The following is a 14,464-nucleotide window of genomic DNA, read 5'->3' on the forward strand; positions in this document are numbered from 1 at the left end:
CTACTGGCCGCGCTGTCCGTACTGGAAGACGAAGCCCAGCACGCCCGGCACCAACAGCCCGAACCCGATCAGCGCCAGCCAGAGCCCGAAGACCACGCCCAGCGCCAGGACCGCGGCCCCCGCGGCGGTCAGCAGCGGATAGGCGCTGACCGGGGCGAAGAAGTCCAACGGCCCGGCGCCCTCGGCGATCTCCGCCCCCGCGCGGTCCTGCGGCCGGCCCCGCCGGCGCAGGTACTGGCTCCAGAAGAAGGCCGCCAACAGGGCCGACATCAGGAAGGCGACCGTCAACGCGGCCTTCCCGCCCGGCTCGTGGGCGAAGACGCTGTAGACCGCGGCCATCAGGCCGAAGAAGCAGGCCCAGCCGGTGAAGAGGTAGGCCTCGGCCTTCACGGGCGCTCCTCCTGGGGTTCCAGCACGGTCCGGCTCTGCGCGGGGTGGTGCAGGTCGAAGGCCGGGCACTCGGAGCGGATCCGGGGCATGGTGTGGAAGTTGTGCCGCGGTGGCGGGCAGGAGGTGGCCCACTCCAGCGAGCGGCCGAAGCCCCACGGGTCGTCCTCGGTGACCTTCGGCGCGTACCTGGTGGTCCGCCAGATGTTGTAGAGGAAGGGCAGCGTGGACAGGCCCAGCAGGAACGAGCCGATGCTGGAGACGGTGTTGAGGGTGGTGAAGCCGTCGGTGGCGAGGTAGTCGGCGTAGCGCCGCGGCATGCCCTCGGCGCCCAGCCAGTGCTGCACCAGGAAGGTGGCCTGGAAGGACGGGAGGAGCAGCCAGAAGTGCAGCCGGCCCAGCCGTTCGTCCAGCATCCTCCCGGTGATCTTCGGCCACCAGAAGTAGAGGCCGGCGAAGGTGGCGAAGACCACCGTGCCGAAGAGCACGTAGTGCAGGTGGGCCACCACGAAGAAGCTGTCCGTGACGTGGAAGTCGATCGGCGGCGCGGCCAGCAGGACCCCGGTCAGCCCGCCCAGCAGGAAGGTGACCAGGAAGCCGAGCGAGAACAGCATCGGGGTCTCGAAGGAGAGTGAGCCGCCCCACAGGGTGCCGACCCAGTTGAAGAACTTCACCCCCGTGGGCACCGCGATCAGCAGCGAGGTCAGGGAGAAGAAGGGCAGCAGCACCTGCCCGGTGGCGAACATGTGGTGGGCCCAGACCACCGCGGACAGTGCCGTGATCGCGATGGTGGCGCCCACCAGCCCGTAGTAACCGAAGATCGGCTTGCGGCTGAAGACCGGGAGGATCTCGCTGACGATCCCGAAGAACGGCAGCGCGACGATGTAGACCTCCGGGTGTCCGAAGAACCAGAACAGGTGCTGCCACAGCAGTGCCCCGCCGCTCGTCGCGTCGAAGACGTGGCTGCCGAACCGCCGGTCCGACTCCAGGGCCAGCAGGGCGGCGGTCAGCACCGGGAAGGCCAGGAGCGCGAGGATCGAGGTGAACAGGACGTTCCAGGTGAAGATCGGCATCCGGAACAGCGTCATCCCCGGGGCCCGCAGGCACACGATCGTGGTGATGAAGTTGACCGCGCCCAGGATCGTGCTCAGCCCCGCCACCACCAGGCCCATGGCCCACAGGTCCCCGCCGTGACCCGGGCTGTGCACCGGTCCGTTGAGCGGCGCGTAGGCGAACCATCCGAACGAGGCGGCGCCCCCGCTCGTGAGGAAGCCGGAGACGACGATCAGGCCGCCGAACAGGAAGACCCAGTAGGTGAACGCGTTCAGCCGGGGGAAGGCCACGTCCGGCGAACCGATCTGCAGCGGCATCACGGCGTTGGCGAAGCCGGCGAACGTCGGGGTGGCGAAGAGCAGCATCATCACCGTGCCGTGGATGGTGAAGAGCTGGTTGTACTGTTCGTTGCTGAACAACTGGAGCCCCGGTCGGGCCAGTTCGGCCCGCATCAGCAGGGCCAGTACTCCGGCGAAGAGGAAGAACCCGAAGGCGGTGCCGAGGTAGAGGTTGCCGATCACCTTGTGGTCGGTGGTGGTCAGCCACCCCAGGACCCGCCGGCCCCGGCGCACCCGCACGGACGTTCGCTCGGGGGTCTGCGCCAGCTGCGTCATCCGACCTCCTGGGCTGGAACCGGTGGGCTCATGCAACCACCCGACGTTTCCCCTCGGCGGCAGGCACACCCACGGCGCGCCGCACGTCGTCCGCTCGGCGGGGCGGACCGTGGTGCAGGTGGTGCCAGTGGTACCAGTGGTGCCGGGCAGGATGCCCGGGGCGTCATCCGAGTTCGTTCTCCCGCAGGTCCGGCGTGGTGCGCAGCGCGGCGGCGAACCAGTCGGCGTAGCGGTTCCCCAGGGGTGGGGCGGAGGCGCCGTGCAGCACGACGCTGAGGCCGACGGTCACGGCGATGACGCCGCTGGTCAGCGCGGTCCCGGGCAGGTGCTCCTCGAAGGCGATGAGGCCGAAGACCAGGGAGGCGAGCCCGCGGGGGCCGAACCAGCCGAGGTAGGCGACGGAGGCGGAACGCAGTCCCGTCCCGGCCAGCGCCAGGGCGACCGGAAGCATCCGGACCACGGTCAGGCTGATCAGCGCGTACAGCGCCGCGCGCCACGTCAGGTGCTGGAGCGCCGGGCCGAGGATGACCGCGCCGAAGACCAGGAAGCTCAGCGAGGCCAGCAGCGTGCCGAGCCACTCGGTGAGCCGGGTGCTCGGAACGGCGGCCGGAGCAGGTCCGGGCTCTGCGACCGGCGCGGCCGGCGCGCGGAGGCGGTTCCCGAAGGCCAGCCCGGCGGCCCACGCGCCGATGAACCCGCTGCCGTCGGTCGCGACGCAGAGCGCGTACGCGATGACCGGGACGGCCAGCGCGAGGAACTGCCGCCAGTCACGGTCGATCCACTCCTGGGCGACCGAGCGGCGCAGCAGGTCGGCCCCGGCCCGGCCGACCGCGAGGCCGAGCGCACCGCTGAGCACCAGCGCGCGCAGGAAGGTCACCACGACCCCCGGATGACCGTGCTGCCCCTCGTCCGCCGCCGCCAGGGCCAGGACGAAGAACGGGAGGGCCAGGCCGTCGTTCAGGCCGGACTCCACCGACAGTCCACCGCGCACCAGCGCCGGGACCCGCGGGTTGGCGACCGCCTGGCGGCCCAGCGCGGCGTCCGTCGGTGCCAGGGCGATGCCGACCAGCGCCGACTCCCACCCGCCCAGCCCCGGCAGCAGCCACCACGCCACGAGCCACCCGAGCGCCATCGTGGCCGGCAGCCCCAGCGTGAGCAGCCGCACCGGAAGGAACTCCTCGCGCCGCAGCTCGCGGCCCCGGATCGCCGCCGCGTCCGCGAAGAGCACGAGGGTCAGCGCGCCTTCCAGCAGCGTCCGGGTGACCTCGGGGTCCGCTGCCTCGTCCAGCAGATCCAGGCCCAGGGGGCCGAGGGCCAGCCCGACCACCATGAAGACCAGCGGCGCGGAGAACACCGTGGTCGAGAGCCGTCGTGACAGCGCTCCGTAGCCGACCACCACACCACCGGCCGCCACCAGCGTCCACGGGCTCACCGGCACTCCTCCGCCCAGCACGCACGGTCATCTCGGGCATTGTCCGTCAATCCGGGACGGAAGCCGCGACCATCGGGCGGGAACGTGTCGCGCGTCGAGGGCGCGCCGGACCGTGGGTGGACCGTCGTCATCCGCCCTGGTCGCCGGCCGGACCGGCGGGGACGGTGATGATCGGGCAGCGGGCGTGGTGCAGCAGGCCGCGCGGGACCGAGCCGAGCCGCATACCGGTGAAGCCGCCGTGCCCGCGGCGTCCCACCACCACGGCCAGCGCCTGCCGGGAGGCCCCGGTCAACTCGGCCACGGGGTGCCCGCGGAGCACTTCGTGGGTCAGGCCCGTGTCGGGGTAGCGGTCCGTGCGGCCGGCGGTCGCCTCGGACAGCAGCCGGTGGGCCTCCTGCTCGGTGGCGTGTTCGTCGACGACTGCGAAGAACGACGGCTGCCAGACGAAGATCGCCCGCAGGGACGCGCCGCGCTGATCGGCGTAGGAGTGGGCGAAGTCCACGGCGGCGGCCGAGCCGGGGCTGCCGTCCACGCCCACCACGACGTACGGCGGACGACCGGTGGCGTGCTCCGGTTCGTGGGCCACCACCACCGGGCAGGCGGCCTGCGCGCTGACCGGGAGGGCCACGGAGTAGGTGCTGAGCCGTTCTGCCACCGGCGACAACTGCCGCGAACCGAGGACGACGAGCCCGGCGCGGGGGGACCGGCCCACCAGGACCTGGCCGGGAATCCCGTCCACCACCTCCCCGGTCACGGCCAGCTCCGGATGCCGTTCCAGCGCCAGGAACCGGACCTTCTCGATCTGCGCCCACCCCTCGCGCCGTAGTCCCTCGTGCCAGGACCGCTCGAGGTCGCGTCGCCCGCTGACCAGCGGGGGGACGCAGTGCACCAGATGGAGCGGTACGTGGCAGCGGTTGGCCTCGTCGGCGGCCCAGGCGGTGGCGGCGGGACTGGGGTCGACCGCGTCGACGCCGAGCACGATCGGCCGATTCGGGCCTGCGATGGGCATGGTTCCTCCAGCTGTCCCGAGCGATCGCTCGGCTCCCCGTGGCCTGCCTCAGGGCCCGGCGACTTCGGCTCTGCGCGGCGCGGCCGGTCCGTCTCCACGCTACGACCCGCGGTCGGTGCGGGGCCCGTCGACGGGGGAGGGCACCGACTCCGTCCCACGCGTCCCGGCCGTGGGGGCCGTGCGGCCCGTCATCAGGGCCGTTCGGCCCGGTCGCTCCCGGCGCGGAGCGGGCAGGATGAGAACAGACTGGGATGGTGACGCTGTCACGGGCACCGGCACCAGTACGGGCACCGGCACCGGCACGAAGGAGGCCGTCATGCTCAGCTCGGGACTCGACGCGGTGGATCTGGAGCGGTTGGTCTCCGCCGCCGTCGCCGCGCCGTCCATGCACAACACGCAGCCGTGGCGCTACCGCTTCCGCCCCGAGAGCACCACGATCGAGGTCCGGGCCGTGCCGCAGGACGCTCTGCGGGTGACCGATCCGAACGGGCGGGGTCTGCACCTGTCGGTGGGTGCCGCCGTGTTCAACCTCCGCCTGGCCGTGCGGCAGTTGGGTCGCGAGCCGGTGGTCCGGCTGCTGCCGCGCCCGGCGGAGCCGGACGTGCTCGCGGCCGTGCGCCTGGCGGGTCCGTGCAAGGGCTCCGACCGCGAGCGCTCCGAGCTCTACGACGCGATCCCCCGCCGCCACAGCAGCCGGCTGCCCTTCCTCGACCGTCCGATCCCGGCGCCCGTGCTGTCCGAACTCCTCGAAGCCGCCCGGGCCGAGGGCGCCACGCTGGAGCTCCCCGCGCAGGCCGAGATCCACCGCCTGCTGGCCGTCACCGCCGAGGCCGAACGACGCAACACCGCCGAGCCACGCCGCAGGCTGGAGAGCCGCCAGGCCATCGACACGGCGGGCGAGGGCTCCCGCGGCATCCCGCCCGCGGCGCTCGGCCCGCAGGACGCCGAGGGTCACGTGCCGGTCCGCGACTTCTCCGCCATCCGACCCACCGAGCACACCACCCCGGTCCCCTTCGAGGCCCACCCACGCGTGGCCGTCCTGTCCACCAAGAACGACCGCCCGGCCGACTGGCTGCGCGCCGGCCAGGCGCTGGAAGCCGTCCTGCTCACGGCCACGGTGCACGACCTGCGCGCCTCGCTGCTCCACCAGGCCCTGGAGTGGCCGGACCTGCGCTGGTCCCTGCGCGATCCCGCCGAGGGACCCGGCCACGTGCAGATGCTCGTCCGGCTCGGTTACGGGCCGCAGGGCGCCGTCACCCCGCGCACACCGGTCGCCGACGTCCTGGACGACGGCGGCCTGGACGGCGGCCAGCGCCACCCCCGGTGAGCACGGCCCGCCGACCGCACGAGCCCGTCCCGTCGACCCCCGTCGACCGAGGAGAGCGCCATGTCCACCGCTCCCGCGCCGTACCGGCCCCCGGCCACCCGGACACCCCTGCGCCGCCGCCTGCGGCGCGCGTTCGGCCGCGAGCACAACCCCCTGTGCCGCCCCTGTGACCGGGCGCGCAGTCGGCTCGTGCTCGCCACGGCGGCCTTCCTGATCGCCGCCACCCTGTGCGCGCTGCTGGCAGCGCTCGTCGTGCTGCACCGCGGACAGGGCGCCGCCTCGACGTCGGGCCACCAGCGGCACCGGATCACCGCGACCACCCTCACGCCGGCCACCGGGGTGGTCGCCTCCAAGGCCGGAGCGCCGGTCGGCACCGAGGCCCGGGCGAGCTGGACCTACCCGCCGGCCCACCACGGCACCGGCGTCGTGCACGTGGCCGCCGGGACCCCGGCCGGAGCGGGCGTGGCGATCTGGGTCGACGACGGTGGCCGGCTGGTGGCCGCGCCCCGTCCGGCCACCGAGGTCATGACCGATGCGGTTCTGACCGGGCTCGGCACCCTGGCCGTCCTCGGCGCGACGGCCCACCTCTGCCGGTCCCTGCGCGGTCGCGTCCTGGACCGCCGGGCCCAGGACGCGTGGGAGCCGGCGTGGGAGCAGATCGAGCCGCTCTGGTCGGGCCGCCACCACCACGGCCCGGACGGCACGGCCCCCTGAGCCGGCGGTCCTGGGGGTGGCCCCTCACCAGGCTCCGGCGTCGGCACCGGGGTCGCCGGCCGACGAATCGGCCCGGCCCGCCCGCAGCACCTGATGCCCCAGGTCGACCAGGGCGCGCCCGACCGCGTACTCGTCGCCGATCTCCGGGACCGGGACGTCGTGCGGGTTGCGCCGTGCGGTGGTGCGGCTCTCCAGCACGGTGTCGCCGGTGTCGAGGACGGCGTGGACCCTCGTCTCGTCGCCCTCCTCGAAGAGGTCCAGGCGCACCGTCCACCGCTTGGCGCGGGGTTCGCCGGTCGAGGTCGGCCGGTTCATGGCGAGGTACGTCCTTCCGCTCCAGGTGGTCGCCGCCGGGACCGGTCAGTTCCCGGCATGGCGCACCACGACGACGGGGCAGTGCGCGTGCTGCACGCAGTGCTGACCCACCGAGCCCAGCAGGGCGCCGGAGAAGCCGCCGTGGCCCCGGCTGCCGACCACCAGGAGTTCGGCCCCCTCGGCCCTGGCCAGCAGCACCTCGGCGGTGTTGCCGAGCACCACGCTCTCGCGGACCTCCACCGGCGGGGCGTCCCCCACCACCTCGGCCACCGTCTGGGCGATCATCTTGCCGGTGGCGTCGGGGAGTTCGGTGTCCAACCCGGTCATCCCCAACCCGTACACGGTCGGGAAGGTCCAGCAGGCGACCGCGTCCACGACGGCGCCGGTCCGCTGGGCCTGGTCCACCGCCCAGCGCAGCGCGTCCTTCGAGGACGGCGAACCGTCCACTCCGACCACGATCCGACGTCCCGCCTGCTGTTCCGCACTCATCTCACACCTCACCACTCGGTAGGCAGTCCCGGACTGCTCCCTCGATGATCGGGTGCCCAGGGCCGGACGGCCCCCGGGCAGGTCCGTTCGGACCCGATCGTCCGGCCGTTCGAACGGGCCCCGGCCGTGGTCCCGCGCCCGGGCGGGCGCGTCCTGGCCCGGTCACCGGCAGACTGGGGGGAAGGCGCGCGGCGCACCCGGCGAGGGAGAAGCCCGTGGAGAGCGAAGGCCGGCCGGGCGGACCGGCGCAGCAGGGGGTGGTGCGGCCGGCATCGGCGGCCCCGTGGGTCCTGGCCTTCGACGGCTTCGATCCCGCCGACGAGGGCCGCCGGGAGGCGCTCTGCGCGGTCGGGAACGGCTACCTGGTCACCCGCGGCGCCGCTCCCGAGTCCCGGGCCGACGGGGTCCACTACCCGGGCACCTACCTGGCGGGCTGCTACGACCGGGCGGTGTCGGTCCTGGACGGGCGGGAGGTGGAGAACGAGGACCTGGTCAACGGCCCCAACTGGCTGCCCCTGACCTTCCGGGTCGCGGGCACCCGGTCCTGGTTCGGCGACGACGGCGCGAGCGACCTGCGCTCGCAGCGCCTGGAGCTCGACCTGCGGCGCGGCGTGCTGGTCCGGTACGCCCTGGTCGTCGACGCCCAGGGCCACCGCACGCGCCTCGTGCAGCGGCGGATCGCCAGCCTCGCCGAGGCGCACCTGGTGGCCCTGGAGACGGTCCTGACCCCGGAGAACTGGTCCGGCCCGCTGGAGATCCGCTCCGCGCTCGACGGCACGGTGGCCAACACCGGGGTGGCCCGCTACCGGGGACTCACCAGCCGCCACCTCGCCGCCGTCGGCCAGGGCACGGACGGCGAGGAGCTGCTCTGGCTCCGGTCGCGGACCACCGGCTCCTGCCTGCACCTGGCGCTGGCGGCCCGCACCCGCCTGCACGGCGGCGGCGTCCGCCCGGTGGCCGGGCGCCAGGACGGGGTCCGGGACGGGGTCCGGGACGAGATCCGGGACGGCTGGGCGGCCCGCACGATCACCGTGGACGCCGTCGCCGGCCAGGCCGTGACGGTCGAGAAGACCGTGGCCGTGCACACCTCGCGCGACCCCGCCGTCGACGATCCGCTGCGCGCCGCCCGCCGCCTGGCGACCCGGGCGGCCGGCTTCGAGGACCTGCTGCGCGCCCACGCGCAACGCTGGGAGGAGCTGTGGCGCCGCTGCCGCACGGACGTGGCCCTCGCGGACGCCGGCGCCCTGCACCTGCACCTGTTCCACCTGATGCAGACCTACTCCGAGCACACCGCCGACCTGGACGCCGGCATCCCGGCCCGCGGCTGGCACGGTGAGGCCTACCGCGGCCACGTCTTCTGGGACGAGCTCTTCGTGCTCCAGACCCTCAACCTGCGCCTGCCGGAGCTCAGCCGCGCGGTCCTGCGCTACCGCTACCGGCGCCTGGACGCGGCCCGTGAGGCGGCCCGCGACGCCGGGCGGCGCGGCGCGATGTACCCGTGGCAGAGCGCGGCCGACGGCACGGAGAAGGCGCCGCTGCTGCACCTCAACCCGCTGTCGGACCGGTGGCTCGCGGACCGCAGCCACCTGCAGCGCCACGTCGGATCGGCGGTCGCGTACAACGTCTGGCAGTACTACCAGGCCACCGGCGATCTCGACTTCCTGGCCGGCTGCGGGGCCGAGATGCTGCTGGAGGTCGCCCGCTTCTGGGCCGACACCGCGGCCTGGGACCCGCAGGTGCAGCGGTACACGATCAGCGGCGTGATGGGCCCCGACGAGTACCACGACGGCTACCCGTGGTCCGAGCGGCCCGGCATCGACGACAACGCGTACACCAACGTCCTCGCCTCCTGGGTGCTCGCCCGCGCGGACGACTGCCTGGCGGCCCTGCCCGGCTACCGCCGCGACGAACTGCGCGAACGCCTGGCCCTGGACCCCGGCGAGCTCGACCGCTGGCAGGACGTGAGCCGCCGCCTGCACGTGCCCTTCCACGACGGCGTCCTCAGCCAGTTCGCCGGCTACGAGCGCCTGGCCGAACTCGACTGGGACGCCTACCGCCGCCGCCACCCCGACATCCGCCGCCTCGACCGCCTCCTGGAGGCGGAGGGCGACAGCGTCAACCGCTACAAGGCCTCCAAGCAGGTCGACGTCCTGATGCTCTACTACCTCTTCTCCGCCCACGAGGTGCGCGACCTGCTGCGCCGCCTGGGCTACCGGGCCGGACACGACCTGTTCCACCGGACCGTCGGCTACTACCTGCCGCGGACCGTGCACGGCTCGACCCTCAGCTCGGTGGTGCACGCCTGGGTGCTGGCCCGGTCCGACCGCCGGGCCTCCTGGCGCTTCTTCCGCGAGGCGCTCGCCGGCGACCTGCGCGACGTCCAGGGCGGCACCACCGCCGAGGGCATCCACCTGGGCGCGATGGCGGGCACGGTGGACCTGCTGCAGCGTGGCTACACCGGCCTGGAGACCCGCCAGGACGCGCTCTGGCTCGACCCGCACCTGCCTGACCCCCTCGACGGCCTGGAGGTCGAGCTGCGCTACCGGGGCCACTGGGGCGTGGTCGTCACGGTGGCCCGCCGCCAGGTGACCGTCCGCCTGCGCCCGGGGCAGCCGGGGCCGGTCCGGATCGGCTTCCACGGCTCCCTCACCACCCTGCGCCCCGGTCAGAGCCGCACCTTCACCCTCTGAACGGGCGTTGTGCGCGGTCCGCCGCCGATGTCGCGACCTGGCCCCTCGCCCCGAGGGTCCGTCCTCTCTCGCGGGGCGGCCTGATCGGTGGCGAGGCCGTCCCCGCGGGCACGGTGGGCGGCCCGACCGGGTGGGCGGGGCCCGTCGGCGGCCGCGGGCCTACTGCCCGCAGCAGGCGGGGGGTGCGGTGCTGGGTACGGGGATCGTGGGCGTGATGGTGGGTGTGGCGGTGGTGCCGGGCCTGGTGGGAAGCGCGGTGGTGCTGGGTGTGCCGGTGGCACTGGGTGTGGCAGTGGCGCTGGGCTTGGCGGAGGGCGTCCCGCTCGCGGTCGGGGTCGCGCTCGCGGTCGGGGTCGGGGTCGCGCTCGCGCTCGGCGTCGCGGTCGCGCTCGGGGTCGCGCTCGCGCTCGGCGTCGGCGGGGCCTGCTGGCAGCCGAGGCTCGTGAGCGAGCCGGCGAGGCGCTGGGTCAGGAAGTCGAAGAGGTTCACCCCGGCCGCCGGGGACGCGACCTTGACGGTGAACGGTTGGTCGAGGGCGATGCGTTGGCGTCCCACCGCGGCGAGGTTGGTGCAGTACGCCTTGGGATCGCCGTTGGCGGTCGCACTGATCGGGGGCTGGTCCACGCCCGAGCGGTAGAGGTTGGCCTTCCGCACGCTCTGCCGGTTGTTCTCCGCCACCATGGGGTCGTTGAGGGGGACCAGGGCGATCGGCGCGGTCTGGAACTTGGCGGCCTGGAGTTCGTCGAGCGCGAGCGAGGTGACCTTGCTGCCGGGGTCGGCGAGGTCGGGGGCGGTCCAGGGGGTGCAGCCCAGCGCCGGGTCCACGAAGTCGACCAGGAGCAGGTTGTCGCTGCCGTTGAGCAGCGCGGTGGTGTTGCGCATCCTGCGTCCGCCGCCCAGGGTCGCGGAGTTCTTCGCGGTCTTCTGGGCGGTCCTGCCCTTGCCCGTGGCCAGGTACTCGGCCGTGACGTTGTCGCTCTGGTCCTGGTCGACCAGGCCGAAGTCGCGGGTGGTCGGGCAGGTCCTGCCGTCGCGGCCGGTTCCCAGCGGCGGGATGGTGAGTTTTCCCGCTCCCAGCGCGGTGTTGGCCGCGGCGAAGAAGGCCGGGGCGTTGCAGTACGCGAACTGGCCGAAGGCCTGCCCGTTCGGGGTGCCGCCGACGCATTTCGCGGCGCTGGTCTGGCCGCGAAGGGAGAGCGTGTTGCCGTTGTATCCGAACCAGATGCCCACGACGGCGTTCGCCGGCAGGGTGGGCAGGACGGGGGCGATGGCCGGGGTGGTCCCCTTGTCGATGACCAGGGGGTTGTAGACGGACAGGGCGCCGGTCGCCGGGTCGAGCACGGTGGCCTGGACGAACGCCGACTGGTCGGGATTGGACTCGTGGCAAGGCCCCTGGGCCGCATTGGTGGCCGTCAACGTGTAGGGCGTGGCCAGGCCCTGGGCCGAGAGTGGATCGGCCGGCACGGTGAGGGAACAGTTCGCGTTGGGCTGGGCCGGCGGCGTGGTGGCGGCGAAGGACACGCCCAGGAGGGCGGCGCCCGCGGTGAGGACGCCACCGAGACCGAGGCTGAGTGCGACGGTCCGCTGCCGGCGGCGGGAGCGATGCCTGGTGGACGTCCGTGACGAGGTCATGTGGGGTTCCTCCACTGGGAAGAGGCTGGTGGGTCGGGGTTCTCGCGACCGCCGGCCCGGTGGCGACGCGGGCCGGCGGGCCCGTCGTCGGTGGACCCGGGCCGTCGTCGGCGGGTACCCGGTCACTGCGGGAAGGACCGCTGGTCGAGGCGTGACCGGGAGGGGAGGACGCGGATCAGGAAGGCCAGCAGGCAGGACAGGAAGCCTGCCGCGATGCCGATGGCGACGAGGTTGACGTGTCGCGGCTCCGGATGGACCGTGAAGACGTGCAGCCAGATCAGTCCGAAGGCGACGTAGCCGAGTTGGTGGGACTTCAGCCACCGCCGGTATCCGAGTCGCTGCTGCAGCCAGAGCGAGCATCCGACCGCGACGGCCAGTTCCGTGCCCAGGACACCGAGACCGACCGGAACTCGTTGCAGGCCGCCGGTGAACGGGATGAGGAGATCGGCGGTTCCGAGCTCCCACACGGGCTGGTACGCGAAGGTCAGGCCGTGCAGGGCTCCGAAGATCAACGCCGAGAGGGCGGTGGTCAGGTGCGCCCCGTACACCGTGCTGCGGTTGACGTGGCGCTGGAAGTAGCGCATGCGGAGCACGATGCCGAGGACGACCGTGGCCACCATCAGCGTGTAGGAGATGATCGCGGCCAGTCGAGCGATCTTGTGGACGCCCATGTCGTACGGAATCTGCTTGTCATAGGCATCCAGGGGGGAGCCCGGTATGGGAGGGGCGGCCACGGCCGGTTGCGTCGCGAGCAGGGATGTCACCACGACCAGAAGGACGACCGCCAGGAGCGGAAGGGCTCTGCCGAATCGTGCGCGGAGGCCGCTCGACAGAATGCCCTCGACATCGACGGGGGGCAGTGTGCCGGACATCTGGGTCATGGATTTCTGGCTCCGTTGTTCCTGCGCGTACGCCGAGGCGGGGGAGAGTGGTGTCGACGCGTCGGCCCTGCTCGCCGACCGGTGCCCACAACTCGGGGCCGGCCGGGAGGAGTCGGTCCTTCGAGGGAGGGCTGAAACCGATCGTAGGGTCACGTCGACAGGGGAACGAGGGAATGCGACAGCCCCTAACCAGCCCATAAGGTTGCGCTGACCTCGGCTGCCGGTCGGCGGCCCGTCGGGTACCCGGCGGCAGCCGCTCAGCAGCCGACGGTCGCCCCGGAACACGCGGCGGTGCCTTCGTCGGCCACGGCGGGTCGTCGGCCGCGTGCGGGTGGCCAGAGGGCGAACACGCCGACCGCGGGGCGGTGTTGTGCCGGGAGCGGGTCGCCGGTGGCGGATCGCCGAGGGTTCCCGAACCCGGCGGCGGAGGGCAGCGAGGAGAGCGAGGACGGCGCGCCGAGGCGCTGGATGTGCGAGATCGGCCAGGCGACCGCAATCGCCCGGCCCACCACGTTCGCCACCGGAACGGTCCCCTGGCCGGGGTCGCCCAGGTGCGAGCGCGAGTCGGCCGACACGTCGCGGTGGTCGCCCATCACCCACAGTCGACCGCTGGGCACGGTCACCCTGAAGGGCTGCTGGGACGGTGCGTTGCCGGGCGCGAGATAGGGCTCGTCCACCGCGACGCCGTTGACGGTCACCCTGCCGCCGTCGTCACAGCAGGCCACGGTGTCGCCGCCGACCCCGAGCACCCGTTTGATCAGATCCTGCCTGCTGTCGGAGGGCAGCAGACCGACGAAGGAGAACGCCGCCTTGACGCCGCGTAGCACCGGTCCCTCGGAGGCGTTGCGCTGACCGGCTTCCAGCCAACCGCCGGGATCCCGGAACACGACCACGTCACCGCGCTGCGGCCGGCTGCCGAGCCACGGAGTGAACCTGTCCACGACGACCCGGTCACCGATGCCGATCGTGTTCTGCATCGAACCGGAGGGAATGACGAACAGCTGGACCAGGAAGGTCTTCAGCAGCAGGGCCACCGCCAGGGCCACCACCGAGATCACCGGCAGCTCGCGCAGGCGCGACCGGTACCTGCGGCGTGCCGCGCGCCGTGCGGTCCTGCGCCGGTCCGCCCGCCCTCGAACCGGCGCGCCGGACCTGGCGTGGTCGTGTCCCACGTGTCGAACCAACTCTCTTGAATCACCGCGGAGTTACAGGGGATGACGGTTCCCCGGGTGGCCGGGACACGGGCGCGGCCGCACCGCCCGGTTGGGGCCACACCGCGCTGCTCCGGGTGGTCAGGTGCCGAGGACCAGCTTCCCGTTGTCGACCTTGACCGGAACCGGGGCGAGCGGGGCGGAGGCGGGCCCGTCGGCGACCGATCCGTCGGCGATCTTGAAGGTGCTGCCGTGGCAGGGGCACTTGATGAGGCCGCCGGAGACGGCGGAGACGGTGCAGCCCTGGTGGGTGCAGACGGCGCTGAAGGCCCTGTACTGTCCCGCGGACGCCTGGGTGACGACGACCTTGGCGGCGGGGAAGACCATGCCCCCGCCGAGCGGCACGTCCGTCGCCTGACCCAGGACGGAGCCGCCACCGGACATCGACGGGTCGGTGGCGCCGCCGGACGCGGGAGCGCCGGCGGGGGTATCGGGCGCCGAGGAATCCATGGCGGCGGGAGTGGGGGCCTCCTCGGTTCCCGTCGCGGTGGATTTCGTCGCCGCGGACGACGAACAACCGCACAGGGCCAGTGCGGCGGCACCGCCGAGACCGGCCGTTCCACCGAGCACGGCACGGCGGGTGGGTGCGGTCTGCGGTGCCTGGAGGGGAGCGCTCTCGGGCATGGGGATCCCTTTCTCGAGGTCGGGGTCATGAGCAGCGCCAGGACGGTCCCGGCGAGCGAACTTGCTTGAGGGGAAACAGCGTTGAG

General features: G+C 73.3%; 13 protein-coding genes. 3 read left to right on the forward strand and 10 right to left on the reverse strand.

The genetic code is table 11. The annotated features are described in order from the left end of the window. The 4 genes from ctaF to ABD323_RS04245 form a co-directional block, all read right to left on the reverse strand. Positions 1-390 carry an aa3-type cytochrome oxidase subunit IV gene (gene ctaF, locus ABD323_RS04230; RefSeq protein WP_344439310.1) on the reverse strand — a complete coding sequence of 130 codons (390 nt, stop codon included), beginning with the start codon at positions 388-390 and terminating at the stop codon, positions 1-3. After that, entirely contained in the window at positions 387-2,054 is a 1,668-nt protein-coding gene (gene ctaD, locus ABD323_RS04235) for an aa3-type cytochrome oxidase subunit I (protein WP_344439312.1), read from the reverse strand. The genes ctaF and ctaD overlap by 4 nt, the downstream gene beginning before the upstream one ends. A gap of 163 nt (positions 2,055-2,217) precedes the next feature. Continuing rightward, a complete protein-coding gene (locus ABD323_RS04240) occupies positions 2,218-3,486 on the reverse strand; it encodes a cation:proton antiporter (RefSeq protein ID WP_344439314.1) in 1,269 nt (422 codons plus the stop codon). 127 nt (positions 3,487-3,613) lie between these two features. Further along, positions 3,614-4,495 carry a universal stress protein gene (locus ABD323_RS04245; protein ID WP_344439316.1) on the reverse strand — a complete coding sequence of 294 codons (882 nt, stop codon included), beginning with the start codon at positions 4,493-4,495 and terminating at the stop codon, positions 3,614-3,616. Between the two features lie 316 nt (positions 4,496-4,811). Between ABD323_RS04245 and ABD323_RS04250 the strand changes: the two genes are divergently transcribed. Together ABD323_RS04250 and ABD323_RS04255 are read left to right on the forward strand one after the other, a co-directional pair. Continuing rightward, positions 4,812-5,822 carry an Acg family FMN-binding oxidoreductase gene (locus ABD323_RS04250; RefSeq protein WP_344439318.1) on the forward strand — a complete coding sequence of 337 codons (1,011 nt, stop codon included), beginning with the start codon at positions 4,812-4,814 and terminating at the stop codon, positions 5,820-5,822. Between the two features lie 60 nt (positions 5,823-5,882). Beyond that, positions 5,883-6,536 carry an Rv1733c family protein gene (locus ABD323_RS04255; protein WP_344439320.1) on the forward strand — a complete coding sequence of 218 codons (654 nt, stop codon included), beginning with the start codon at positions 5,883-5,885 and terminating at the stop codon, positions 6,534-6,536. Positions 6,537-6,560: 24 nt separating this feature from the next. Here the strand turns inward: ABD323_RS04255 and ABD323_RS04260 are convergent, their stop codons facing one another. Together ABD323_RS04260 and ABD323_RS04265 are read right to left on the reverse strand one after the other, a co-directional pair. Beyond that, positions 6,561-6,851, reverse strand: coding sequence for a dsRBD fold-containing protein (locus ABD323_RS04260; protein ID WP_344439322.1), 291 nt, complete (start codon positions 6,849-6,851; stop codon positions 6,561-6,563). 45 nt (positions 6,852-6,896) lie between these two features. Then, positions 6,897-7,340: a universal stress protein gene (locus tag ABD323_RS04265; RefSeq protein WP_344439324.1), complete on the reverse strand. Its 444-nt coding sequence runs from the start codon at positions 7,338-7,340 to the stop codon at positions 6,897-6,899. A gap of 215 nt (positions 7,341-7,555) precedes the next feature. Here ABD323_RS04265 and ABD323_RS04270 point away from each other — a divergent pair, with 215 nt between their 5' ends. Then, a complete protein-coding gene (locus tag ABD323_RS04270) occupies positions 7,556-10,030 on the forward strand; it encodes a glycoside hydrolase family 65 protein (RefSeq protein WP_344439326.1) in 2,475 nt (824 codons plus the stop codon). A 159-nt stretch (positions 10,031-10,189) separates the two neighbouring features. On the opposite strand, the gene ABD323_RS04275 is transcribed toward ABD323_RS04270, so the two are convergent. The 4 genes from ABD323_RS04275 to ABD323_RS04290 form a co-directional block, all read right to left on the reverse strand. Then, on the reverse strand, positions 10,190-11,662 hold the full coding sequence (locus ABD323_RS04275; protein ID WP_344439328.1) for a hypothetical protein: 1,473 nt from the start codon (positions 11,660-11,662) through the stop codon (positions 10,190-10,192). A 122-nt stretch (positions 11,663-11,784) separates the two neighbouring features. After that, positions 11,785-12,543 (reverse strand): ferric reductase-like transmembrane domain-containing protein, encoded by a 759-nt coding sequence (locus ABD323_RS04280; RefSeq protein ID WP_344439330.1) that lies wholly within the window; start codon positions 12,541-12,543, stop codon positions 11,785-11,787. Positions 12,544-12,800: 257 nt separating this feature from the next. Further along, positions 12,801-13,715 carry a signal peptidase I gene (gene lepB, locus ABD323_RS04285; protein ID WP_344439332.1) on the reverse strand — a complete coding sequence of 305 codons (915 nt, stop codon included), beginning with the start codon at positions 13,713-13,715 and terminating at the stop codon, positions 12,801-12,803. Between the two features lie 120 nt (positions 13,716-13,835). Further along, positions 13,836-14,378 (reverse strand): Rieske (2Fe-2S) protein, encoded by a 543-nt coding sequence (locus ABD323_RS04290; RefSeq protein WP_344439336.1) that lies wholly within the window; start codon positions 14,376-14,378, stop codon positions 13,836-13,838. Positions 14,379-14,464 lie beyond the last annotated feature (86 nt).

The sequence above is a fragment of the Kitasatospora nipponensis genome, from assembly GCF_039528135.1.
GTDB classification, from domain to species: domain Bacteria; phylum Actinomycetota; class Actinomycetes; order Streptomycetales; family Streptomycetaceae; genus Kitasatospora; species Kitasatospora nipponensis.